The organism is Methylobacter sp. BBA5.1, assembly GCF_000746145.1.
Lineage (GTDB): Bacteria > Pseudomonadota > Gammaproteobacteria > Methylococcales > Methylomonadaceae > Methylobacter > Methylobacter marinus.
Genome location: NZ_JQKS01000022.1, coordinates 71,100 through 93,526 on the forward strand (window position 1 = coordinate 71,100; position 22,427 = coordinate 93,526).

The 22,427-nt window shown below is 51.5% G+C and carries 20 protein-coding genes and 1 tRNA gene; 11 read left to right on the plus strand and 10 right to left on the minus strand.

Annotation, left to right across the window (positions count from 1 at the left end):
* Window positions 1-354: 354 nt before the first annotated feature.
* Window positions 355-729 (plus strand): hypothetical protein, encoded by a 375-nt coding sequence (locus EK22_RS14370; RefSeq protein WP_020160278.1) that lies wholly within the window; start codon window positions 355-357, stop codon window positions 727-729.
* Window positions 730-1,023: 294 nt separating this feature from the next.
* On the opposite strand, the gene EK22_RS24955 is transcribed toward EK22_RS14370, so the two are convergent.
* From EK22_RS24955 to EK22_RS14390, 5 genes are all read right to left on the minus strand, one after another.
* On the minus strand, window positions 1,024-1,197 hold the full coding sequence (locus EK22_RS24955; RefSeq protein ID WP_020160279.1) for a hypothetical protein: 174 nt from the start codon (window positions 1,195-1,197) through the stop codon (window positions 1,024-1,026).
* A 734-nt stretch (window positions 1,198-1,931) separates the two neighbouring features.
* Window positions 1,932-2,534, minus strand: coding sequence for a class I SAM-dependent DNA methyltransferase (locus tag EK22_RS14375; RefSeq protein WP_027147543.1), 603 nt, complete (start codon window positions 2,532-2,534; stop codon window positions 1,932-1,934).
* A 109-nt stretch (window positions 2,535-2,643) separates the two neighbouring features.
* Entirely contained in the window at window positions 2,644-3,033 is a 390-nt protein-coding gene (locus EK22_RS14380) for a tautomerase family protein (protein ID WP_020161329.1), read from the minus strand.
* 31 nt (window positions 3,034-3,064) lie between these two features.
* Window positions 3,065-3,703 (minus strand): hypothetical protein, encoded by a 639-nt coding sequence (locus EK22_RS14385; RefSeq protein WP_020161328.1) that lies wholly within the window; start codon window positions 3,701-3,703, stop codon window positions 3,065-3,067.
* Between the two features lie 932 nt (window positions 3,704-4,635).
* Window positions 4,636-5,226, minus strand: coding sequence for an NAD(P)H-dependent oxidoreductase (locus tag EK22_RS14390; protein ID WP_036252169.1), 591 nt, complete (start codon window positions 5,224-5,226; stop codon window positions 4,636-4,638).
* A 365-nt stretch (window positions 5,227-5,591) separates the two neighbouring features.
* Here EK22_RS14390 and EK22_RS14395 point away from each other — a divergent pair, with 365 nt between their 5' ends.
* The 3 genes from EK22_RS14395 (at window position 5,592) to EK22_RS14405 (ending at window position 8,326) form a co-directional block, all read left to right on the plus strand.
* The gene (locus EK22_RS14395) at window positions 5,592-6,722 is read left to right on the plus strand and encodes a hypothetical protein (protein ID WP_027147407.1); all 1,131 of its coding nucleotides are present in this window, start codon (window positions 5,592-5,594) and stop codon (window positions 6,720-6,722) included.
* A gap of 225 nt (window positions 6,723-6,947) precedes the next feature.
* The gene (locus EK22_RS14400) at window positions 6,948-7,154 is read left to right on the plus strand and encodes a hypothetical protein (protein ID WP_020160283.1); all 207 of its coding nucleotides are present in this window, start codon (window positions 6,948-6,950) and stop codon (window positions 7,152-7,154) included.
* A 437-nt stretch (window positions 7,155-7,591) separates the two neighbouring features.
* Window positions 7,592-8,326: a TSUP family transporter gene (locus EK22_RS14405; RefSeq protein ID WP_020160284.1), complete on the plus strand. Its 735-nt coding sequence runs from the start codon at window positions 7,592-7,594 to the stop codon at window positions 8,324-8,326.
* A gap of 78 nt (window positions 8,327-8,404) precedes the next feature.
* Here EK22_RS14405 and EK22_RS14410 read toward each other — a convergent pair whose 3' ends face one another.
* The 4 genes from EK22_RS14410 to EK22_RS14430 all read right to left on the minus strand — a co-directional run bounded on the left by EK22_RS14410 (window position 8,405) and on the right by EK22_RS14430 (window position 13,075).
* Window positions 8,405-9,223, minus strand: coding sequence for a Fic family protein (locus EK22_RS14410; protein WP_020160285.1), 819 nt, complete (start codon window positions 9,221-9,223; stop codon window positions 8,405-8,407).
* Window positions 9,224-9,972: 749 nt separating this feature from the next.
* Window positions 9,973-10,048, minus strand: a tRNA-Thr gene (locus tag EK22_RS14420).
* A 22-nt stretch (window positions 10,049-10,070) separates the two neighbouring features.
* Window positions 10,071-12,269: a YgiQ family radical SAM protein gene (locus tag EK22_RS14425; RefSeq protein ID WP_020160288.1), complete on the minus strand. Its 2,199-nt coding sequence runs from the start codon at window positions 12,267-12,269 to the stop codon at window positions 10,071-10,073.
* The gene (locus EK22_RS14430) at window positions 12,269-13,075 is read right to left on the minus strand and encodes a spermine/spermidine synthase domain-containing protein (RefSeq protein ID WP_020160289.1); all 807 of its coding nucleotides are present in this window, start codon (window positions 13,073-13,075) and stop codon (window positions 12,269-12,271) included. The genes EK22_RS14425 and EK22_RS14430 overlap by 1 nt, the downstream gene beginning before the upstream one ends.
* A gap of 237 nt (window positions 13,076-13,312) precedes the next feature.
* Here EK22_RS14430 and EK22_RS14435 point away from each other — a divergent pair, with 237 nt between their 5' ends.
* The 7 genes from EK22_RS14435 to EK22_RS14465 all read left to right on the plus strand — a co-directional run bounded on the left by EK22_RS14435 (window position 13,313) and on the right by EK22_RS14465 (window position 21,292).
* On the plus strand, window positions 13,313-13,693 hold the full coding sequence (locus EK22_RS14435) for a hypothetical protein (protein WP_020160291.1): 381 nt from the start codon (window positions 13,313-13,315) through the stop codon (window positions 13,691-13,693).
* A gap of 23 nt (window positions 13,694-13,716) precedes the next feature.
* Window positions 13,717-14,382: a DUF2760 domain-containing protein gene (locus EK22_RS14440; RefSeq protein WP_020160292.1), complete on the plus strand. Its 666-nt coding sequence runs from the start codon at window positions 13,717-13,719 to the stop codon at window positions 14,380-14,382.
* The gene (locus EK22_RS14445; RefSeq protein ID WP_020160293.1) at window positions 14,379-16,451 is read left to right on the plus strand and encodes an Hsp70 family protein; all 2,073 of its coding nucleotides are present in this window, start codon (window positions 14,379-14,381) and stop codon (window positions 16,449-16,451) included. Before EK22_RS14440 ends, EK22_RS14445 begins: the two co-directional genes overlap by 4 nt.
* A gap of 154 nt (window positions 16,452-16,605) precedes the next feature.
* Window positions 16,606-19,362, plus strand: a complete 2,757-nt coding sequence (locus EK22_RS14450) for an Hsp70 family protein (RefSeq protein ID WP_036252110.1) — start codon at window positions 16,606-16,608, stop codon at window positions 19,360-19,362.
* A 13-nt stretch (window positions 19,363-19,375) separates the two neighbouring features.
* On the plus strand, window positions 19,376-19,738 hold the full coding sequence (locus tag EK22_RS14455) for a hypothetical protein (protein ID WP_036252112.1): 363 nt from the start codon (window positions 19,376-19,378) through the stop codon (window positions 19,736-19,738).
* 260 nt (window positions 19,739-19,998) lie between these two features.
* Window positions 19,999-20,484, plus strand: a complete 486-nt coding sequence (gene greB, locus EK22_RS14460; RefSeq protein WP_036252115.1) for a transcription elongation factor GreB — start codon at window positions 19,999-20,001, stop codon at window positions 20,482-20,484.
* Between the two features lie 328 nt (window positions 20,485-20,812).
* The gene (locus tag EK22_RS14465; RefSeq protein ID WP_020160297.1) at window positions 20,813-21,292 is read left to right on the plus strand and encodes an FKBP-type peptidyl-prolyl cis-trans isomerase; all 480 of its coding nucleotides are present in this window, start codon (window positions 20,813-20,815) and stop codon (window positions 21,290-21,292) included.
* Between the two features lie 49 nt (window positions 21,293-21,341).
* On the opposite strand, the gene corA is transcribed toward EK22_RS14465, so the two are convergent.
* A complete protein-coding gene (gene corA / locus EK22_RS14470) occupies window positions 21,342-22,406 on the minus strand; it encodes a magnesium/cobalt transporter CorA (protein WP_036252118.1) in 1,065 nt (354 codons plus the stop codon).
* Between the last annotated feature and the right edge of the window lie 21 nt (window positions 22,407-22,427).

Below are 22,427 nucleotides of genomic sequence, written 5' to 3' on the forward strand. Positions count from 1 at the left end.
GCCGGGAGGTATCAGGTTGCGTTGATTTCGAGATAAATCGTCCTGCTCGTGTTGGATGGGATATGATCGATTCTCTCATAACTTAGAATGCATCGAAATGGAAAATATTCGGGAGAATTGACAACCGCTATTGACTGTTTTGTCCATGCAAGCCAAAGTAGTCAGTCAATTTAATTATGACAGGTAAATTGTAGGTGCGAATTTATTCGCACTTTTTTGCAACCATAAAACACTTTGGCTTTATCCTGGCGAACGATAGTGGCGCCAATCTGATACGCCTGGGGTAATATAGACGACATTGCTTGTCCGGTAACGGCAATTAACCTTTCCCTGATTAACTCACGAGGTCAATTCATGAAATTATTCAATGTTTTGCCACTATTGATGTTAACGATGGTGACCAGTCAAACCTGGGCTTACGGCAGCAGTAGCAGCCAAAAAGCCTGCCAGAAACCGGGATTTAGTGATTTTGACCCGGCCGACAAAGCGGAAGTAGCGCCTGGAGCGCCGTTTTCTTTTCTGGCTTCCGGTGTTCTGGATCCCTCCAGCATTAGCGTCACGGTCAAGGGGCAGCCGGTCGAGGTCGCGGTAAAGGAACTGTCCTCCAAACGCTATGCGGTAACCGGCAATCTGCCTGAAGCGTTGAAAGGCGATTATGCCCGCATCGCTATTAGCGCCCAAGGTAAATGTAAAGGCAGCGATGGTTGGCTGGTCAAAATAACCGAGTAGATCCATTGAGTGATATGAAATACGCACCGATTTGCCATGCCTTTTTCAATACGGATAATCATAGTTGAATCGGTCTTACCGGGGCGGAAATTTTTGCGAATGCCTGAATTTGACGGCAATCCGGGGTGGAGTGGAGTGCGACTTGGTTGCGATTTCCGGCTTAATAAAGACTGATGCTGTGCCAGGCTGGTAAGCGGATTGCGAAGTTTAAACAGGGTTAAAATAAAAAACTCCCAGAGCCGTGAAGCGCTGGGAGTTTTTAAGTCGCTTGTTTAAGCTGTTCAGACAAGGCGGTTACTCGCATGTTAAGCGACCGTCATTGCCACGTTTACGGTTCGTGTTGACGTTACTGGCAATGGCCGCAGCCGCGAACAAGGTGGATGAAATAATGAATTCGCCAGAGATAAAGCCCAGCAGGCCAGTTAAAAACACTGCTCCGGTTAAGATGTCTTTGTAGAAGTCGCTCATGGTTAGATCCTCATTGCGGTGGAAAAGAATTTAGACTACGACTCAACTATAGGAGAGAGTAATAATGTTGACAATAGTACTATTTATAGATTCATTGTTTCATGATTGGCAACACTAAAAGTATTTACTCGCTGTAAAAACTGAGTAGAATAGTCAGGATTAGGTATCGCTCAGACATCCCGCATCAGACTGCAAAAAGCCCGTTATTTTGGCCTTTTTTCCTTTCCTACCCCATTCCCTTCGCTTGTATTGTAATTTGAATATCGTTTCATTTTCGGATGCCCAACTTTTGTCAATGCCTGCGTCTGTTATAAGCATGCCTTTCGTGAAACGCCCGGTGTGGGCAATGCTGGGCTGGGGCAGGGCGCCTGATTAACGTTAGAGTAATCAGCCGTTACTTGAAACCAACTGCTGTTGTTAAATAAAGTAGGGTACGCAGTGCGTACCTTTTCAAGCTTCCGATGCATGCAATCCCAAAAGGTACGCACTGCGTACCCTACCGAGTTTATGAAAATCCCTGTCGACCCGTGAATGGCTTGCTTTCATGGCGACGAAGCCTGGAGGCGATGTTTCTGGCTAATAAATAAATGCTCTAGTCCTTCGCTGGTTTCTGGCAGAGAGTTTTATCGGAAGGCTTGGGATGGCTCTTGCAAGGATTCGCTATGCTTCGGTAAGCGTAACTAGAGGTAAGAAAGTGGGGATGTATTTTTTAAGCCAATCGGACGAGTCACGGATCAGGCCTTTTCCGCGACAATTGCATATCGCCCCTTATCACGGCCCTCGGTCGGCAGATTCATGAATTCGCCAATAAGCGGGTGACAGCCAAGGTTTTCAATGATGTGCAGCGTTTTCTCCGGACTGTTGGAGTCGTAGAAAAATTCCTGGCCGAACATGAAGTCGGTAAACGCTGGATGCTCGGAACCGCCGACCGTAAGCATCACCCTTCCGCCAGATGGAAGCCTTTCTACAACCTTGCGCAGAATAGGCTCATGATACGAACGCTCGATGTGAAATAGCGAATCCCATATAATGGCAGCATCAAAGCCGTCATTGAACCCATATGCTTCCATGGATGAAAGCACCCACCGCTGTTCCGGGAATCTCTCCGCCGCTTTTTTGATCTGTTCGCTGGACTGGTCAATGCCGATTACCCGGTAGCCCCTGGAAATTACATCTTCAGCCATTGGGCGGCCCGTGCCGCAACCGAGATCTATCACCGAGGCGCCGCCTGGAAGAGCGGACAACAACACATCCAGGTATTCGCGTTCACGTCCATAGAACTTCCTACGCGCACTGTCCCATCGGTCTGAGATCTTGTTATATGCTTCACGGTTCATAGAATGACCTAGCGCCCTAAATCAGCCGAAGCGTGCCATGAATAATTCAGCCGACATCAAGAAAACAACGCTACTGCCCAATGTCGGCTGAAGTGCCATGGTATGCGCTTTACACATTGATTCTATAGTCGAGCTTGACTTCATCCCCGTGCATTCCTCTAAAGCCCCAATTGTGCGCGGGGCTTTCCTGAATGCACACTTCAATGTCCTGATGTGCAATCCCGACCTCATCCCTGATTTTATCGAAAAGCAGGCGGATCAGCTTTTTCTTCGCTTCAATGCTGCGGCCTTCGATAATTGTGATTTCGATGATGGTATAGGCATCGGTGCGCTCCGACGGGTAAAGCATATCTTCCTTCTCCATCATGAAAAAGCGATGCGCTCGCTTGTCGGCAGGGAACCGCAAGGCTTCCATGACGCATTGATGGATGGTTTCTGATAAACGCTCTCGTATTGGAGCGAGCTTTTCCCGAATGCCGTAAATTTTCACTTGAGCCATTACCTATTCCTTGTCTATTGCATAGCGCCAGCTAAGCGGCGAATTTTTTATGTTTGCCTGATTTGTTTGCCAAGCCTAGCCATGAGAATAAAATTAACCCGGTTAGAAGAAGCGAAAATGAAGAAGGCAAAGGGACAGGCGAGGGGGTTGAATGCGGAGATAAAGCCGATGTAGAAAATTTTCCGGATATATGGGAAGTCATGCGGCCCCATTCAGTTGTCATCAAGTCATATTTAAAAACACCTTTATCTGTAACAAATGAAGTAAGCAACAAAGTATTGACTGTAAATGATAGCGTTGAACCATCGAGCGACCAGGGCACTTCGGCAATAACAGCGCCCCAGCCGCCAGATCCTACATCACCGCTTGATGGCGCCGCTTTTCTGATTCTCAAAGTATCGGACGACAGATGCATTTCTCCGCCCCTGATAATAGCATCATAATTATTCGGATAACTCAGGGATTGGTCGCTGTAAATATAGTATTGAAATGCATTCGCCTGCCTGCCAAATTCGTCAACCGTGAAAAAATCCGGCGTTTTATTAAATTCCAGTGTGAATGTGCTTGTTCCCGAGTCAATGTCCACAAAAATATTATCATTAACGGCAAAGAAACTGGCCCAGGTTAAAGAAGGCAACATTAAAGATAAAAATACGATTAGTTTTTTCATTTAAATTTCCTTATAGCATTGGCTGAAAAGATATTATTCGCGTCTCAATATTCCATGATCTTTTTACACTTAAATTGAGAAGAATATCTTTCAAGACAATTTTTTCTAATTTGGATAACTCCAAAATTTGTCAGTTATTCAGCAATCGGTTGGTAATGAAAGACGGCTCGGCGGCAATTTTGAATGACAGGTGTCAATCGACTGGAGCCGGTAGTATTCAAATTATTTGCTTAGTCATCCTGCATCGAGATACCCTGAGCATACCAAGAACTGATTCCCTTGATTATCGCCACACTTGGCAATTCTCAAGACCATAGGCCTGCCGCATTGCGGGCATGAGTTCTCATCGATCGGGGCAGCTTGTTTTCGATATCGTTTTAACATGGCTTACATGATCCCTGTGTGATCCGATCAATGGCTTCAACCGGCCGAACTCGATCTTAGCACAGATAGCCAGAACGTCACTAGTGCTAAAAATCAGTTGCTTTTGATGGGCGGATATAACGGCTCGCATAAACCAGATTGTCCGGCATGGGCGTTGTGAAATTGCTGTCGTCGACGAGCATGTCACCGGGAAAACAATGGCACGATCGATTTGCGTATTGCCGCCTTCGGTCGGAAACGTACATTGCTTCACAGATCCGGCTCGGATGACCATGAGCCCGGCAACCGCTTCATCTGTCGCTCATGAAGAGCGCTGTTTTGCTGGATGAGCTCCGGTCAGATTTTGATCAATTTAACTAAACTGCTTTATTTACAAATAGATATAATGCATTGTTACAATTTAGTGACAAGGTTATCCACAGGTTTTCTGGATAATTGGAGTTAAGGCTACTGTTTTATTGGCGATAACAGCCCTGCATCTTCTCTTTTATTCGCGAAACGCGCTGCTTGGTTTTTGCTGACATCGCTCCGTCTTGCTTCAAGAGCGCCTATTTGCCGGCACGGCCCGACAGTTCCATCTTATCGAGCCATCGCTGTCTTTTTTCATTATTGACCGCTTCCACCATGCCAATCAGGGTTTCTTGGGTAGTTTTGATGCCGCAGAAGCCCAGGATATTTCTTTCCAGGCTTTTCAAACTATGGGCCATAAAATACCACCGATAAGCAAACGCGGGCATACCCATTGTAATGACAATGTGCGCGGTTTTGCCTGTGAGCAATTGTTTCCAAGGTCTGTCGCCGGCGTTTTTTGTGGCGGCAAAGCCCGGTCTGAATACCTGTTCAAAAAAGGCTTTCAAATAGGCCGGCATGGTTCCGAGCCATAACGGGTAAATGATGACAAGATGATTTGCTGATTGGATGATCTGCTGCGACTGTTTAATCGCCTCGGGCGCCTGGCCATGGTCAAAATCAGCCTGGGTGCGCAGTATAGGGAACTCGATTTTAGCGATGTTAATTACCTTGACCTCATATCCTGAAGATTCCGCACCTTTGCTATACGCGTCTGCCAAAGCATGGCAAAAGCGATTACCTGCCGGATCCGGATGTCCCTGGATAATAGCAATTTGTTTAGTCGCCATAGCTTCCTCCGCAATTAAATGTAGGCTATTGGATGAGTTTTGGGTGTCTTGTTGAGGCTGATGGTGGCCCGCGAAAATCGTACCGGTTAAATCGCCGAATTGGCGCTGACAGGGTTTGCAGCCATAGCGCTGTCGTTCAGGCTGGGCATCATCCTTGCCCTGCTTGATCATGGCTTCTGAACGGCACTGGGGCAAGACACTTTATTCGGCCAGCGCAAGGCGCGAATCGTTTCAAAACATTTGGCATTGTCGAATAGCTGATGTAGGGTAATCATTCGTCCTATGTCGGGATTATGAACCTCAAATTCAAGGTTTCAATAACATTTGGGATCTCTCCGGAATCCAATAAGAGCCACGATAAAAATATGGATTACAAAGAGTTAATAAAGGAAGGGCAAATTAGACAACAAAAAGAAAAAGAACAGTTGAAACAATGCCAGCCTCCGCGACTATCCATTGATGAACTCGGGTGGAAGTCGCTTTTAACACAATGGAATGACGAATACATGCGGGCGTTTATCAAGACCAGACTGGAGTTTGGCTGGTATCCCCGTTATGTCGCTCATACAAAACGAGAAAGGCAAGCCTTATTACAAGAATATGGTCTAGACGATTCTTATCTTGAAATTTTTGAGGGCGGACTAAGTGCTTCGGAAAATACTTCAGATGCAAAGATTAAGGATCGTCTTGAGAAAATCAAAACATTTTCAGCGGCCGCTCTTCAGGCGGCCGAGACAAGCCGTTCGAAATACACGCAAGAACTGATCGAGCAAGGCCAAAACGAAGCCAAGGCGGGCAAATTTTCATTTATCGCGGAAGCCGGCGAAAAGTTTACCCGCTTGGATTATGGCTTCGATATTGATGATGCCATTATCGTCAACGGGGGGCTGTTTCAAAAACCAGCCACAAAAGCAGCCATTGAGCAAGCTGAAGCACGGTTGCAGCAAAAACCCCCGCTATCTGTTTTTGGGCCAGGAGATATCTATATCAATGAGGCCAGAAGTTTGCTCGAAGGCAAGCAATTTTCCATGCCCAAGTCGTATCGGGAGTTTCTGGCAATCAGCAACGGCTGGTTGATGACGATCGCCCCGTTGACCTCTACAGGGTATTATGAACAGGATCTCGGCCAGATCATTTTACCCGTCGATCACTTGACTTATTTCGCCACCGATTATGATTCGGAAGATCTTTTCTCGGAAGCTTTGGACGATATTGAATACAAGCGAATTCCAACTAGTATTCTTATTTCAGCGAGGACTAATCATCCAAGTGCGGTCGTCACTCTTTTAGATTTTGCCAAAGTTAGGGATGATGGAGAACTTGAAGTTTATGTTCTGGCCAGAACGCCAATTCCCGTATTAGTAGAAGTATACCCAAACTTTAAAAGGTACATGGAAACGCAGTATGTTTACAGCATCGCCGATGTAAGATGCGAATACTCTTCATTGCAGGAAATGCGAAAAACAGGCGAATGGAAGCCGTTGAACCAACGATAATATTTCAAACATTGGGGCTGCCATTCCGAACGGTTATTCATCAACGACAAGCATCCCGGTGAAGCAATTTCACCGGTTAAAGACCGGTAAAAAGCCTGCGCCCAAGGTCGGTTATCTATCGCAGTAGAAAAGATTCAGCCTGATTATGTGCCGGTTATTGCGAATGCAGTAGAAGTTGACCCCGCGAATTGCTTAACACCTGAAAAAATACATTGGAAAATAAAGATGCTTAAAGATGGTTTAAAAGACAGCATTGTCTTTCGGACTTCCAGAAACATTGAAAGTTTTTGGGACTTTAGCAAAGATTTGATTGTGGATCCTGAAATTGAGGTCGATGAAATAAAAAAACGATCGAAAAACGATATCCGGAATTGCGATGGTCGGATGAAGGAAACGGAACCTATTTCGGGTTCGTGCCATGTGAAAAATTAATTGAAATTGAACATCGGTTTGCTGTCGAGGTGTGGCTTTATGAAAAGCCATGTTGTATCCGTATTGATGGAGGATACGCCATAGATGTGAAAGCGATCGCAGAAGATTTGAATATGGCGGCTTTTAATGTGCTAGGCGGTGATAGGATTTATCCATAAAAAGACATGATGTTCGGAAGATGAGAACTAATGCAAAAATTGCCTGATTAAAGGAGAGGGCACAAGTTAAGGCTTGAACTCGATATCCAAAATTCACTGATGAAACAGGTGAAAAGAGAGCGGAAAACATCAAACTGAAGGCTTGGCACCTGTATCTGACCGGCTTCTTTGTTAAACTGGTCCGATTTGATGGCCGTGAGTTATCCGAGACATGGAAAGACTGATAAAGCGGACTTTGAAAACTGAAAAATACTGGATGCGGTTTAAGAATTTTTGACTATGTTGCTCGATTTCTCGCTTGATCAAACGCTGATCATCGCCCTATTGTTCGTTTGGGCCGGTTTTGTCCGGACCGGACTCGGTTTTGGCGGCGCCGCATTAGGCTTGCCGCTGATGTTGTTCGTACACAATGATCCCCGTTTGTGGTTACCCATTATCGGGACACATTTGCTGTTCTTTTCCGGTTTGACATTGCGCACCCGCATGCATAATGTCGACTGGCAGTATTTACGGCGGTCTTCGATTTACATTATTCCCCCGGCTATCATCGGCGTATTCGGACTGGTGAGTCTGCCGATCTTGTGGTTGAACGTATTCATTTATTCAATCACCTTGTTTTATGGTTTGACCTGGTTATTCAATCGCGCCATTGAAAGCAGCCGAAACTGGGCAGACAAACTGCTACTGGTGTTAGGCGGCTATGTCGCCGGCACTTCCCTGACCGGCGCTCCCTTGATGGTAGCCGTCTATATGCGTAACGTCAGCAAGGATCAATTGCGCGATACCTTGTTTGTCTTATGGTTTATCCTGGTCAGCATCAAAATGACGACATTTATCGTCCTGTCGGTTGACCTGCATTTTCCAGCGGCGCTGACGCTGATACCGATCGCCGCTGTTGGGCATATGCTGGGCTTGAAAGCGCATAACGCCATAATGCGCAACGATCTATTGTTTAAACGCTGGGTTGGCGGCGGTCTGGTACTGGTTAGCGCTTTGGGGTTATGGCACTTGTAGCGCTATAAGTTTAATTTTATTTATGGTTTGCCTGTGCTTGGCTTATTATGGTCCGTTATTATTGTTGGCTAGTTTTAATCATAGCTTTCTGTCGTTCCGCTTACGCTGCAGCATCTGGGCGTTTTCCAAAAGCGTCATCGTTTCTGTCCAATAGCGCGCGCATAATTCAAGAAAACGAGTTCTTTCGGCATTATTTGGAAAGGCGGCCATATCATCAACCTCGGCCAGATGAGGGATAGTGTCTTGGTAGCTGGAAAGTGTTTCCTTGTAGGCTTGCCGATCCGTACTCGGTACCACAATAGGCGGAAACCCCGACTTCAACACTGGCAGGTTAGACAGCAATCGGGCCGGCCGGCCGTTGCCGTCAGAAAACGGGTGAATAGTCACAAAATCAAGATGCAGATCCGCATAGGCCTGCGAGGCCGCATCCCGAGAAAGTTCTTGTTTGAAAAAAGCATTAAAGTTATCCAGCCACTGCGCCATCAATTTTGGGGCGTATTGTGGTGAGGGATATTCACGCACTGATTGCTTTCCATTCTGATCGATATAAGAGGTGTAATTAGGCGCTTTCTTCCAGCCGCCTACCGGCTTGTAGATGTCCCTGACGCGCTCGGTCAGTATCGCCTTGTGTAGGGCGAATAACTCCGTTTCCGTAAACCTGTCGAGGTCCAGCAATTGATAGACCAGATCGATGGCTTTGGCATGTCCAACGACTTCTTCATGGTCTTTAAGGGGTTTTCCGGAGACTGTTAAGCCTTCCTCGAGTACGAAAGCAGTATCTTCTAGCGATAGGGTATTGCCTTCGATCGCCGTGGAAGCGTGTGTCCACAAATTCCGAATCTGGTTTAATAAGATGACTTTGATCTCATCATCAAGCCCGTCATAAAAACGCTTCACATTACTTCTCCATGAAACATCCGATATTGATGTAGACCTGTTGTCCGCAATAGCTTTTATCCTGCTGGACCACTCGGATTTTATTATGCCTGACACTTGGCCAGTTTGCACCGCCGCTTACTGATTGTTAACCATCAATATCCACGGTATCCATCAGGGTGATTATGTTTATGAGTTAGTCGCTATGGCCGAATATCTGTCTTATGTCAAATGTGAAAACTGTAGCGGTCTAGGGCAACATTACCTCGGAGGCTATGTGGGCACATTCTATGAAAAGCGCTGGGATCAGAAGCGGCTACAGATTGGCACTCAGGCAGAGCCGTCCCATGGTTACCGAACAATCGGGTCGGCGCAAGCTGACAGCGATTGTTGATGTTTCTGTTTAGGCTGATAGAAAGCATCATTAAGCATGATCAAATGCTTGTGGTGGAATTTCAGGTATCGGATCGGTGGAGGGTCAACTGGTCATTGATTATCGCAGTTGCAATACAGCAAGGTGTGATCAAGCACACATGCTGATCGACTATGTCCAACGAGCGATGAGCAAACAGGATTTGTAAAAACGATGATGCGCTAGCCGCATTGGCATAGCTACTGAATCGGAAGAGGGAGATATTTGAAAGAGGTTTTTGTGATGTGGGGCAATTAGCATTCTCTAGAGAGCTACAGCTTTCCCTCGAAATCCTAACCCATACCTAACCCCGGTACAAACAAAAAAGGCTTGCATTTCTGCAAGCCTTTGATTGTATTGGAGCTGGCGATGGGAATCGAACCCGCGACCGGCTGATTACAAATCAGCTGCTCTACCGACTGAGCTACACCAGCGAATGAGGAGTATTATACATAATTATTTTTTCTTGCCTAGTACTTTTTTTAAATTTTTTTTCTTACGCTGTGTTTTATTTTTGTTGCCGGCCGGCCTTTGGCTTTTTTCGCTGCGTTTACTGTCCAGTCCGGTGTATTTGGTTTTAAAACGTTGGATTTTCTGTTCAGCGGGCTCGACGGTGCCCTTGGGCTGGAATGACGGCACCAGGTGATGTTTGCCGTTGCCGATCAGATCGCTGCGGCCCATGGCTTTCAGCGCATCGCGCAGCAGCGGCCAGTTTTTCGGGTCGTGATAGCGCAGGAAGGCTTTGTGCAGGCGGCGTTGCTTGACGCTTTTGGGGATCGGAATGTCGGCGACGGTACGGCTGACTTTGTGCAGGGTGTCCTTGCCGGAGTGATACATGGCCGTGGCGATGGACATCGGCGAAGGCAGGAAGGCCTGCACCTGATCGGCTCTGAAACCATTGCGCTTCAGCCATAAGGCCAGGTTCAGCATATCGTGGTCGGTGGTGCCGGGATGCGCGGCGATGAAGTAGGGGATCAGGTACTGCTCCTTGCCGGCTTCCTTGGAAAATTTGTCGAATAGGGTCTTGAAGCGGTCGTAGGTCCCCATGCCCGGCTTCATCATTTTCGACAGCGGGCCTTTCTCGGTATGTTCCGGGGCGATTTTCAAATAGCCGCCGACATGGTGCGTGACCAGTTCCTTGACATATTCCGGCGATTCCACGGCCAGATCGTAGCGCAGGCCGGAGGCGATGAAGATTTTCTTGATGCCGGGCAGGGCGCGCGCACGCCGGTACAGCTTGATCAGCGGCGTGTGGTCCGTATTCAGGTTGGGGCAGATGCCCGGATAGACGCAGGACGGCTTGCGGCAGGCCGCTTCAATTTTCTCGTCCTTGCAGGCCAGTCGGTACATGTTGGCGGTCGGTCCGCCCAGGTCGGAGATATGGCCGGTAAAATTGGGCGAAATATCGCGTATCGCCTCGATTTCGCGGATGATCGAATCCTCCGAACGGCTCTGGATGATGCGGCCTTCATGCTCGGTGATGGAGCAGAAGGAGCAGCCGCCGAAACAGCCGCGCATGATGTTGACCGAATGCTGGATCATCTCGAAGGCGGGCACGTTGGCGTTGCCGTAGGCCTTGTGCGGCAGGCGCGAATAGGGCAGGTCGAAGACGCCGTCCATTTCCTTCGTGGTCAGCGGAATCGGCGGCGGATTGACCCAGAGCAGCCGCGAGCCGTGCATCTGCACCAAAGGCCGGGCATTGCCGGGGTTGGTCTCGCCGTGCATGACGCGCGAGGCGTGGGCGTACAGGATCGGATCGTCCTTGACGTCCTCGTAGTCGGGCAAGCGGATCACGGTCTGCGCGCGCCGGCCTCTGATCAGGTGCTTGTCGAACTGGATGACCTTCTCGCCGTCTGATCCGGCCGAATTCTTGATCTCGCAGGCGGGCTGTTCCTGATAGGGATTCTGCGGCGGCGCCACGGGGCCGGGCATGTCGATATGCGTGGAATCCTTGACGATCCAGCCTTCGGGAATCTGCTTGACGAAATGTACGGTGCCGCGGATGCCCTTCAGGTCGGAAATGGTTTCGCCGCTGGCCAGCCGGTGCGCGATCTCGACGATCTGCCTTTCGGCGTTACCGTACACGAGCAGGTCGGCTTTGGAGTCGAGCAGCACCGATTTGCGGACCTTGTCGGACCAGTAGTCGTAATGCGCGATGCGGCGCAGGCTCGCCTCGATGCCGCCGATGATAACCGGGACATCCTTGTAGGCTTCGCGGCAGCGGTGCGAGTAGACGTTGACGGCGCGGTCGGGCCGTTTGCCGGCGGTGCCGTCCGGCGTATAGGCGTCGTTCGAGCGGATCTTCTTGTCCGAGGTATAACGGTTGACCATCGAATCCATGTTGCCGCCGGTCACGCCGAAGAACAGGTTCGGGCGCCCGAGTTTTCGGAAGTCGCCGGCACTGGTCCAGTCGGGCTGCGAGATGATGCCGACCCGAAAGCCCTGCGCTTCCAGCAGACGGCCGATCAGCGCCATGCCGAAGCTGGGATGGTCGATATAAGCGTCGCCGGTCACGAGGATGATATCGCACGAATCCCAGCCCAGATCATCCATTTCCTCCCGGCTCATCGGCAATGCCGGCGCTACGCCGAATCGCTGCGCCCAGTATTTGCGATAGCTGAAAAGGTTGGGTACGGAGGGTAAAGCGGAAGACATCATGGTTTTATCAGGTTGTTAAGCGTGCTGGTGTTATGGGTATTGAGATCTCTCAGGAAGACCGGAAATTCAATTTGATAGTGCTCTTCAAGAGCCGATGCTCTCGTTCTTAAAGCCCGCATGGAATAAAGGGTTGAATCGTCATTAAAAGCAAAAGCGATTATATTGCCTTTGCAGCGAACCGGCAGAAATAAAATTCTCCATTGAAAGGCACGGCCCAGCCATCGGGCGACTTTAGTAAACAGGGCTTTGTCGGTGCCCCAAAGATTCATGACCAATATGCCGTCTTTTTTTAACAGCGGCTTGCAGGCCTGAAAAAACGTTTCGTTGCAGATGGATTCGGCCATGCCTTCATGATCGAAGGCATCGACAAACAGCAGGCTGTATTGTTCCCGTTCGGTTTCGGTCCGCTGAAGAATATAGCGTCCGCCGTCGTCGACTATGATTTTCAGGCGCGGATCCAGCGGCAGGCCGAAATGGCTGCGCGCGATTCTGACCACGCTTTTTCGGTATTCCACCACCCTGAGTCGACAGTCGGGAAAATGATGCAACAAATGCTTGGTAAGTGAACCTCCGCCTAAACCGACAATCAGAGCTTCGTCAGCCAACGTTTGCTTGAACAACAGCCAACAGGTCATGGCGCGCACATAAGCCAATTGCAACTTGTCGGGAGCGGCGACACGCATGCTGCTTTGTCTGGGATAGGAACCGAAATGCAAGGATCTGACGCCGTTGAGCTCGACCACCTCTATAATGCCGTCATCATCGTGGCTTTGGTGGATCAGTCGGCCATCATATTTGTACATAAAAGATTGCTAGTGTTTAATGGGCTGATCATTATACAGGTGAATAATGTCCAGCGGGTCGGAGGCGCGGGCATTTGAAGAGCATTTGGCTTCTATTTTGAATAAACAGTCATTCCATCATACTATGTTATTTATCATGGAAGTATTGAAAAAATGACATCCGCCCCGATTTCGATGTTCATTACATATTTTTTAACCAGTTCGCGTAAAATTAAACGTTTAATATTGAGGACTATCATGAAAAAGCTTTTTTTCCTGACTATGTTGCTGTCGGCAGTAACGGCTTTCGCTGATGATGCGAAAAACGAATGGCATAACACCGTACTGACTGAAGCGACGATGAAAAAAATTCAGGAAGCCAAATACAACTATAAAAAATGCGCCGTGGAAGAAATGAAAAAACCGGCGTACCAGCAACTGGAAAGCCGTAGGGCAACGGAAAGTCTCATCAAACAATGCGAGCCGGTCCTGGCGAAAATGCGCGAAGTGTACACGGAAGAAAAAGTGCCCGGCGTAGTCGCCGACCGCCACCTGAAACAGACGCGCATCCAAACCACTCGTGCCGTGCTTCAGGAGTTGATGTTTGCCGAAGCCGCCCGCAAAGCGGGTCAACAATAATAACCCAATGAGCTCCTAATTGAATGAATACTAACTACGCAATTGATTTGACGCGGGTACCGACCACGCTCGACTTGTGGCATGTGTATCTGGCAGGCGCCGTGGCGCTGTTGTCGCTGATTCTGATCATTTTGCTGCTGGCCATGGTGATCAGTCTGGCCCGCGGCCGCAAAAAAGCGGTAGCGCCGATTGTCGCACCGGTCGCGCCCGCACCCGCGCCAAAACCGGAAGTTAAGATCGTCGAAAAAATCGTCGAGGTCGAAAAACTCGTCCCCGCGCCGGCACCGGAACCTGTGGTATTGAAAGAAGCGACGCCCGACGCGGCCTTGCAATTACTGGGTTTACTGCAAAAAGAAGCGCGCTTTATCGATTTCATCAAGGAAGATATTTCCGCCTATGGCGATGCCGATATCGGTATCGCCGCGCGTGTCGTGCACGAAGGCTGCAACAAGGCCATCAACGAGCATTTCAGCCTGGCGCCGGTACGCGGCGAACAGGAAGGCACGAAAGTGACCTTGCAGAAAGGTTTTGATGCCGCCAGCGTACGCTTGACAGGCAATATTGTCGGCGCGGCGCCGTTTACCGGCACATTGGTCCACAAAGGCTGGAAGGTGACGGACATTCGCCTGCCTAAATTGACGCAGGGCCATAATGCCCAGATCGTTGCACCAGCGGAGGTTGAATTATGAAAAAGCTGTTTGGCCATATAAAGTCGGATGTATTGAAAAAAAAGGAGGAGGCTGCCGCCGCTGAGCCGGAAAACGCCGCTACTGATTTAGAACCTACAGAGAGCGAAATGCCGGAATCTGAAAATCCTGAAAACGAGAATCAACCAGCGGGCGAAGAGCAACAAACAAGCACTGAAACGGAAGCCAGACTTGAGAGCACTGAAACCGCCGTTCATGATGGGCCGCGGTTCTCGGTCGGCATCGATTTGGGCACCACTCACTGTGTGCTGTCCTATGCCGATCTCAGCAAAATAGAGGATGAATTTTCCCAGCAGGTCATGCCCATACCGCAATTGACCTCGCCCGGTGAAGTCGAAGATAAGGAGCAGTTGCCGTCATTTATGTATCAGGCGCATGAGTCCGAGCTTGCCGAAGGCTCTACCTCGCTGCCCTGGAATCCCAAGCCGGACTATCTGGTCGGCGAGATCGCGCGCAACCTGGGCAGCAAAACGCCGATCCGCCTGATCGCCAGCGCCAAGAGCTGGTTGTGCCATGCCGGCGTCGACTGCAAATCGGCCATTCTGCCGGCCGAAGCGCCGGACGAAATCGAGCGCGTCTCTCCTTTCCAGGCGACCACCGCTTACCTGCGGCATCTGCGCGATGCCTGGGAAAACCAGCACCCTGGCGCGTCTCTGGATAAGCAGGACCTGGTGATTACCGTGCCGGCCTCGTTTGATCCGGCGGCACGGGAACTGACCGTCGAAGCGGCGCGCTCCGTTGGGCTGGAGCAGGCGATTCTGCTGGAAGAGCCGCAGGCGGCCCTGTACAGCTGGATCGAGAAAAGCCATGGCGATTGGCGCAATTATGCCAAATGCGGCGACATCATCCTGGTCGTCGATATCGGCGGCGGCACCACTGACCTGTCATTGATCGCCGTCACCGAACAGGACGGCAATCTGGAATTGACGCGTGTCGCGGTCGGCGATCATATCCTGCTGGGCGGCGACAACATGGACCTGGCGCTGGCCTATACGGTCAAAGCCAAGCTGGAACAGGACGGTAGGCGTCTGGAACCGTGGCAGATACAGGCGTTGACGCACAGCTGCCGCGATGCCAAGGAAAAAATCTTCAACAATCCCGAGATCGATACGATTCCGCTGGTCGTCGCCAGCCGCGGCTCGTCATTGATCGGCGGCACACTGCGCAGCGAGTTGACGCGCGATGAAGTCAATCGCGTCCTGGTCGAGGGCTTTCTGCCCAGGGTGGCGGCCAGCGACCGGCCGATCAGCCGTACGCGCGGCGGCCTGAGAACCACGGGCCTGCCTTATGCGCAGGATGCGGGCATTACCCGGCATCTGGCGGCGTTTCTGGCCAAACAGCAAGGCGCGACCGAGGATTTAAAAGACATCAATCTGCCCGAAAATGCCTCGTTTCTGCATCCGACGGCTGTATTGTTTAACGGCGGCGTGCTGAAAGCCCAGGTGCTGGCCGACCGGCTGATGGAAGTCCTGAATTCCTGGCTGGCGGCCGAACAGGCGCCCGAAGCCAGACTGTTGCAGGGTGCCGACCTCGACCTGGCCGTCGCGCGCGGCGCCGCTTATTACGGCTATGTGCGCAAAGGCAAAGGCGTGCGCATTAAAGGCGGCACGGCTGCGTCCTACTACGTCGGCGTGGAAAGCGCCATGCCGGCCGTACCCGGCATGCCTCCTGAAATCGAGGCACTGTGCATCGCGCCGTTCGGCATGGAAGAGGGCACCCAAGAGGAGTTGCCCGACGACGAATTCGGCCTGGTGATCGGCGAGCCGGTGCGTTTCCGTTTCTTCGCCTCCAACACCCGCCGTGACGATGTCGTGGGCACGAGCCTCGATTACTGGGCCGAGGGCGAGCTTGAAGAACTGGACGAAATTGAAGTCACGTTGCCGGAGGAAGGTCGCCGGCCCGGTGAAGTCATCCCCGTTCATCTGCTCGCGGCCGTGACGGAAGTCGGCACGCTGGAACTGCAGGCCGTCTCGCAAAAAGACGACGGCCGCTGGAAGATCGAGTTTGATGTCCGGGCGGGCGAAGAAGCAAAAGCAGAAGCAGAAGCATAGGACTGACAGGGCGGCCGCTTGGCCGCCCGACGCCAAGGCATAAATTCTCCAGGTACAGGCATATATTCCTGATAAATAGCCACCTCAATGATTCATGCAAACAAATGCATTCAAGCGCCTGAATCGATTGAACTCTTAAAATCACAAAATTACCGTGCAAAATCAATCCGCCAGTTATTCAGTCGGTATCGACCTGGGCACAACGCATACCGTTGTCGCCTATGCGAGAGCCGATAAACCCAACCCCGAAATCGAGATTTTTCAGGTTGAGCAATTGGTCGCCCCCGGTCAGGTAGCGGCGCGGCCTTTGCTGCCTTCCGTGCGTTATCATCCGGCCGCCGGCGAGCTGTCCGAGGCTGATGTCGTTTTTTCGCCGGCCGGCGAAACCGCCGTGATCGGCGAGGCCGCGCGCCTGTTGGGCGCCAAGACCAAAGGCCGGTTCGTGACCAGCGCCAAGAGCTGGCTGTCGCACCCGTCGGTCGACCATGGCGCGGAAATCCTGCCCTGGGGCAGCGGCGACGATGTCGACAAGGTGTCGCCGATCGATGCCAGCGCCAGTTATCTGGCGCATATCCGTACGGTCTGGAGTCACCGGTTTCCCGACGCGCCCTTGGAAAAGCAGGATATCGTCATTACCGTGCCGGCTTCTTTTGATGAAGCGGCTCGCTCGCTGACCCTGGAAGCGGCCCGAATCGCTGGCTTTTCCAATGTCCGTCTGCTGGAAGAGCCGCAGGCGGTCTGCTACGACTGGCTGAGGCGACATACCGGCTCCATCGGTCAGGCGCTGGCCGATGTCCATCTGCTGCTGGTCTGCGACGTGGGTGGCGGTACGACCGACCTGACGCTGATCAAGGTCGAGCAGGGCGAGCAGGAGCCTAAACTGACCCGCATCGGTGTCGGCGAGCATCTGATGCTGGGCGGCGACAATATCGACCTGGCCCTGGCGCACCTGGCCGAAAGCCGGCTGGTCAGTGACGGCAAACGCCTGTCGCCGGCCGATCTGTCGCAGTTGATCGAGCAATGCCGTCTGGCCAAGGAACGGCTGCTGGCCGAGGATGCCCCGGAGCAGGTCAACGTCACCTTGCTGGGGGGCGGCTCCAGGCTGATCGGCAGCACGCGTTCCGTTTCCCTGAGCCGGGACGAAGTCAGGGCGATTGCGCTGGACGGATTTTTTCCGCTGTCGGGGCTGGATGAACTGCCGGACCGGAAGCGCAGCGGCGTGGTGGAATTCGGTCTGCCTTATGCCGCCGAGCCGGCGGTTAGCAAGCATATCGCCGCGTTCCTGAAACTGCACCGCGAGGCCTGCCGTGAGGCATTGCAAGGCGAGGGAGTCGTGCCCGATGCCTTGCTGCTCAACGGCGGCGTGTTCCGCAGCCGGCCGATCACGCAGCGCACCATCGAACTGATCAATTCATGGGCCGACAAGCCGCCGGTGTTGCTGGAAAACAAGCATCCCGAACTGTCGGTGGCCTTGGGTGCGGTCAGTTACGCCATCGCGCGCCGTGAAAAGAAACTGAAAATCGGCGGCGGCGCGGCGCGCAGTTATTTTCTGCTGGTCGATACCGGTAAGGCCGTGCAGCAGGGCGTCTGCATCCTGCCGCGCGGCAGCGAGGAAGGCGACGAGGTGATCCTGAAAGACCGGCAATTTGCCCTGCGTCTGGGGCAGCCCGTGCGCTTCCATCTGGCTTCGATGACCGGCGATACGCCGTTCAAGCCCGGCGATCTGACCGACATTACCGACCAATTTCACTCGCTGCCGCCTTTGGCCGTGGCCTTTGAGCATGGCGAAGAGCAGGGCAACCGCGAAGTCATCGTGCAGCTGGCCGTGACCCAGACCGAAATCGGCACGCTGAAAATCCAGTGCGTGTCCGTGGCCGACAGCACGCAGCGCTGGGATGTGGAATTCCAGATCAGAAAGAAAGGCCTGGCCGGACTGCAAACCGATGCGGCCTTGCCGGCTCAGTTCAATGCCGCCGTCGAAAAGATACAGACGGTCTTTGGATCAAAGTCCAAGCAGGTCGATCCCAAAGCGGTCAAGAATCTGCGCGCCGACCTGGAAAAACTGCTGGGCAGTTCGCGCAATGAATGGGAAACGCCGCTGCTGCGCGCCATGTTCGCGGCGCTGTTGGAGGGCCTGAAATATCGCCGCCGTTCCGAAAACCATGAACGGGTCTGGCTCAGCCTGACCGGTTTCTGCCTGCGTCCGGGATTCGGCTATCCGCTCGACGACTGGCGCGTGGAACAGCTCTGGAAAACCTACCCGCAGGGCATCCAGTTCGTCAACGAAACCCAGAACTGGAGCGAATGGTGGACGTTATGGCGCCGGATTGCCGGCGGGCTCAGCGGCGAGGCGCAGGAGCAGATCTTCAGCGATATCGCCAAGTACATTGATCCGGCCGCCGCCCGGCAGCCCGGAGTCGCCAAGCAACTGAAGACCCGCAGTTATGACGACATCGTGCGTCTGTCGGCGGTGCTGGAACGATTGCCCGTCGACAAGAAAACACAGCTGGGCGAATGGCTGCTGAAACGCCTGCAAAAAGCCAGCGAATCCAGTCAGACCTGGTGGGCCGTCGGGCGCATCGGTGCGCGCATGCCGTTCCACGGCAGCAGTCATAACGTGATCCCCGCCGATACGGTCTGCCAATGGCTCAAGCAGTTGATGGCCGAGGATTGGAGGAAAATCCCCCAGGCCGGTTTTGCCGCGACCCTGATCGCGCGTATGAGCGGTGACCGTGCCCGCGATATCGACGAAGCCCTGCGCAGGCAAATCGTTGAAAAACTGAAAGTGAGTAAAGCGCCTTCTTCCTGGGTGGACATTGTGGAACAAATCCGGGAACTTGATGAAAAAGAGGAAAAACAAATTTTTGGCGAGGCTCTTCCGCCGGGGTTAAAATTAATCAGTAATAATTAGAATTAAGATAAAAATGAAAGCGATTGGTTTTGTAATGGTGCTGGGGTTTACCCTGCTTTATTTTGTAAATGCGGCCTTTAAGGTTGATATCTGGGAGACTGAACTTCTGATTCACAGCGGCATCCGTTTTTTTGCCGGCTTCATCGCCATCGGTGTCTGGGTGTTTTCTCAACATAGAATCAAGTTCCTCCACCTGTTCTATTTTGTCCTGGCTCTGGTGTTGGCCGATGACATCTGGGATTACTTCAGAAACATCAACAGCTTTAAACCGGAGGTCATGCTGCATAGCAGTTATATGCTGTTGTGGGGTTCCGTGACGGGCTATGTATCGGCAAGATACATCAAAAACAAAATAAATAATCCGTATGGCGACTAGTGCTTAGTCAGTCTTGATCTGACGAGTAAAATTTGCAGAGTATTCATAGAGTGTGAATAGTGCGAATAAATTCGCACCTACAATTTACCCGCCATAATTAAATTGACTGACTACTAGGCGGTCGCCTTCACTTTATCCATTGAGCAGCAGCTTTTTTTGCCGCTGATGCCTTCAACGCTTTAATGGCTTGCCTGGACTGCGTTTTTAGCGGCCGCTTCTCAATCTTTTTTAAGCAGTGCTTTTGCCCGTAGTGAATCAAGATGCATGCAAGAAGTCATTTAATTACCCGTGAAGGCCGTACAAAATTGGAACAAGAGCTCGATTACCTCTGGAGCGTCGAACGCAAAGCCGTCACGCAAGCCGTCACGGAAGCCGCTGCCCATGGCGATCGTTCGGAAAATGCCGAGTACAAGGAGGGAAAGCGTCGGTTAAGGGAAATAGACAGGCGGATTCGTTTTCTGACCAAGCGCTTGCAGGTGTTAAAGGTTGTGGATTACTCGCCACAACAGGAAGGCAAGGTTTTCTTTGGCGCCTGGGTGGAGCTTGAAAATGAGGCAGGGCAGATCGCTCATTACCGGATTGTCGGTTCCGATGAGTTCGATCCGCATAAAAATGCGATCAGCATCAACTCGCCGATGGCAAAAGCGCTGATCGGCAAATCCGTCGACGACGAGATTTTTGTGCACACGCCCGAGGGCGTCAAGGAATGGATTATCAACGAGATCCGGTATGAGCCTTTTAATTGAGAGGGTTGGCTAAGGTGACCTCGTCAAAGCCTTACGCGGCGAACTGACCGCTGACTTGGCGCGCGCAAAACCCCGGCCAGATCAGCGGCGAAAACCGCCGAGGCGCTACTGGCGAAAATCAAAGCCGAATGTGAACAAATAGCGGGTTGGAACACGCCGAAGGAAGGTGAGAAAATCGAGTGCCGCGGGATGATGAAATGGCGCTTACCTTACGGTATTCCGGGGTCCTGGTTTGTCGCACAGACTTAAGCCCGGCCGCTTTTTTTTCAGACAAATGCGAGATAAATCTATATGATAGTCGCCTTTTAATCACGAAAAAGGTTTCATCATGCAAATAGCAGACAATATGGCTGTTTCCATTCACTACACTCTGACTAATGACGCCGGCGAAGTGCTGGACAGTTCGGTTGGGGATGAGCCGTTGGTTTACCTGCAAGGCATGGGGAATATTATTTCCGGCCTGGAAAAAGCCCTGGAGGGCAAAACGGTAGGCGACAAATTTAATGTCCACATTGAGGCGGCCGACGCTTATGGCGAGCATCAGGACGGTATGGTTCAGGTGATTCCTCGGGCCATGTTCGAAGGTATAGATACCGTCGAAGTCGGCATGCAGTTTCATGCCGATGTCAGTTCAGGTCCGGGCGTGGTCACGGTAGTCGATGTCGATGGCGATGATATTACCATCGACGGCAATCACCCGCTGGCCGGCGAAGCGCTGAATTTCGATGTCGAAGTAGTGGCGGTCAGAGACGCGACTCAGGACGAACTGGCTCATGGTCATGTTCACGGCGCCGGCTGCAATCATTAAGTGTTAGCCACACACCGGTTCCGGCTTTGGCGGAACCGGTCCCTCCAAGCTAAAGCCAGTCTTTTTTCTTGAAATAGCCGAGTAAAAAAACCGATATCGCGATAAACAGCATCCACAAGGCCGGATAGGCCCACTTCCATTTCAGTTCCGGCATATACTCGAAGTTCATGCCGTAGACGCCGGCGATAAAGGTCAGCGGAATGAAGATGGTGGCGAACACGGTCAGGACTTTCATGGTCTCGTTCATTTTGTTGCTGACGCTGGACAGATAAATGTCCAGCATGCCGGCGATCAAATCGCGGTAGGATTCCATCGCTTCAATCACACGGATGGCATGATCGTAGACATCGCCGAAATAGCGTTTGGTGCGCTCATGCAGCAAATGCGAGTCGCTGCGCTGTATGGCGACCAGCAATTCCCGCAGCGGCGAGACGCTTCTGCGTAAAAAGATCAGTTCGCGCTTGATGGTCTGGATGGTCTTCAGCGTTTTTGCCGTGGGCGTGGACAGTAATTCATCCTCGACGTTTTCAATCAGTTCATCGAGCGCGTCCTGCAAGGCGAAATATTCATCGACGACGGTATCCATGATCACATACGCCAGATAATCCGTGCCGAAGTTGCGCAGGCGCCCTTTCTCGTTGCCGAGTTGGGCCAGAATGGGATCAAATATAGCGTCGGGTTTTTCCTTGAACGAAAAGACGAATTTGTCGAGTACCAGTAAACTGACCTGTTCATAGTCCACGTCAAATATGTCATCGCTGAGAGACAGCGCCTTAAGGACAATGTACAGGTAGTCGTTAAAGTCCTCGAATTTGGGCCGTTGATGGGTATTGAGAATGTCCTCAAGCACCAGGGCGTGAATGCCAAAATGCTTGCCGATGGCATCAATGATCGAAATGTCCGACAAGCCTTCGATATTGACCCAGGTTACTGTATCGGTCTGCTTATACGGCAACACGTCTTCAATCGATTTAATGATGCGTTTTTCCAGCATGGACGGATTGTAATCAATCACGGTGATGCGGTTTTCAATGCCGTGCACCTCGCCGACGTGCACGAGCGAGCCGGAGGGCAGACCTGATTTTTCCGAAGCGTAACTTAATGATTCAGCCATGATAAAAAATAATTAGGGTCA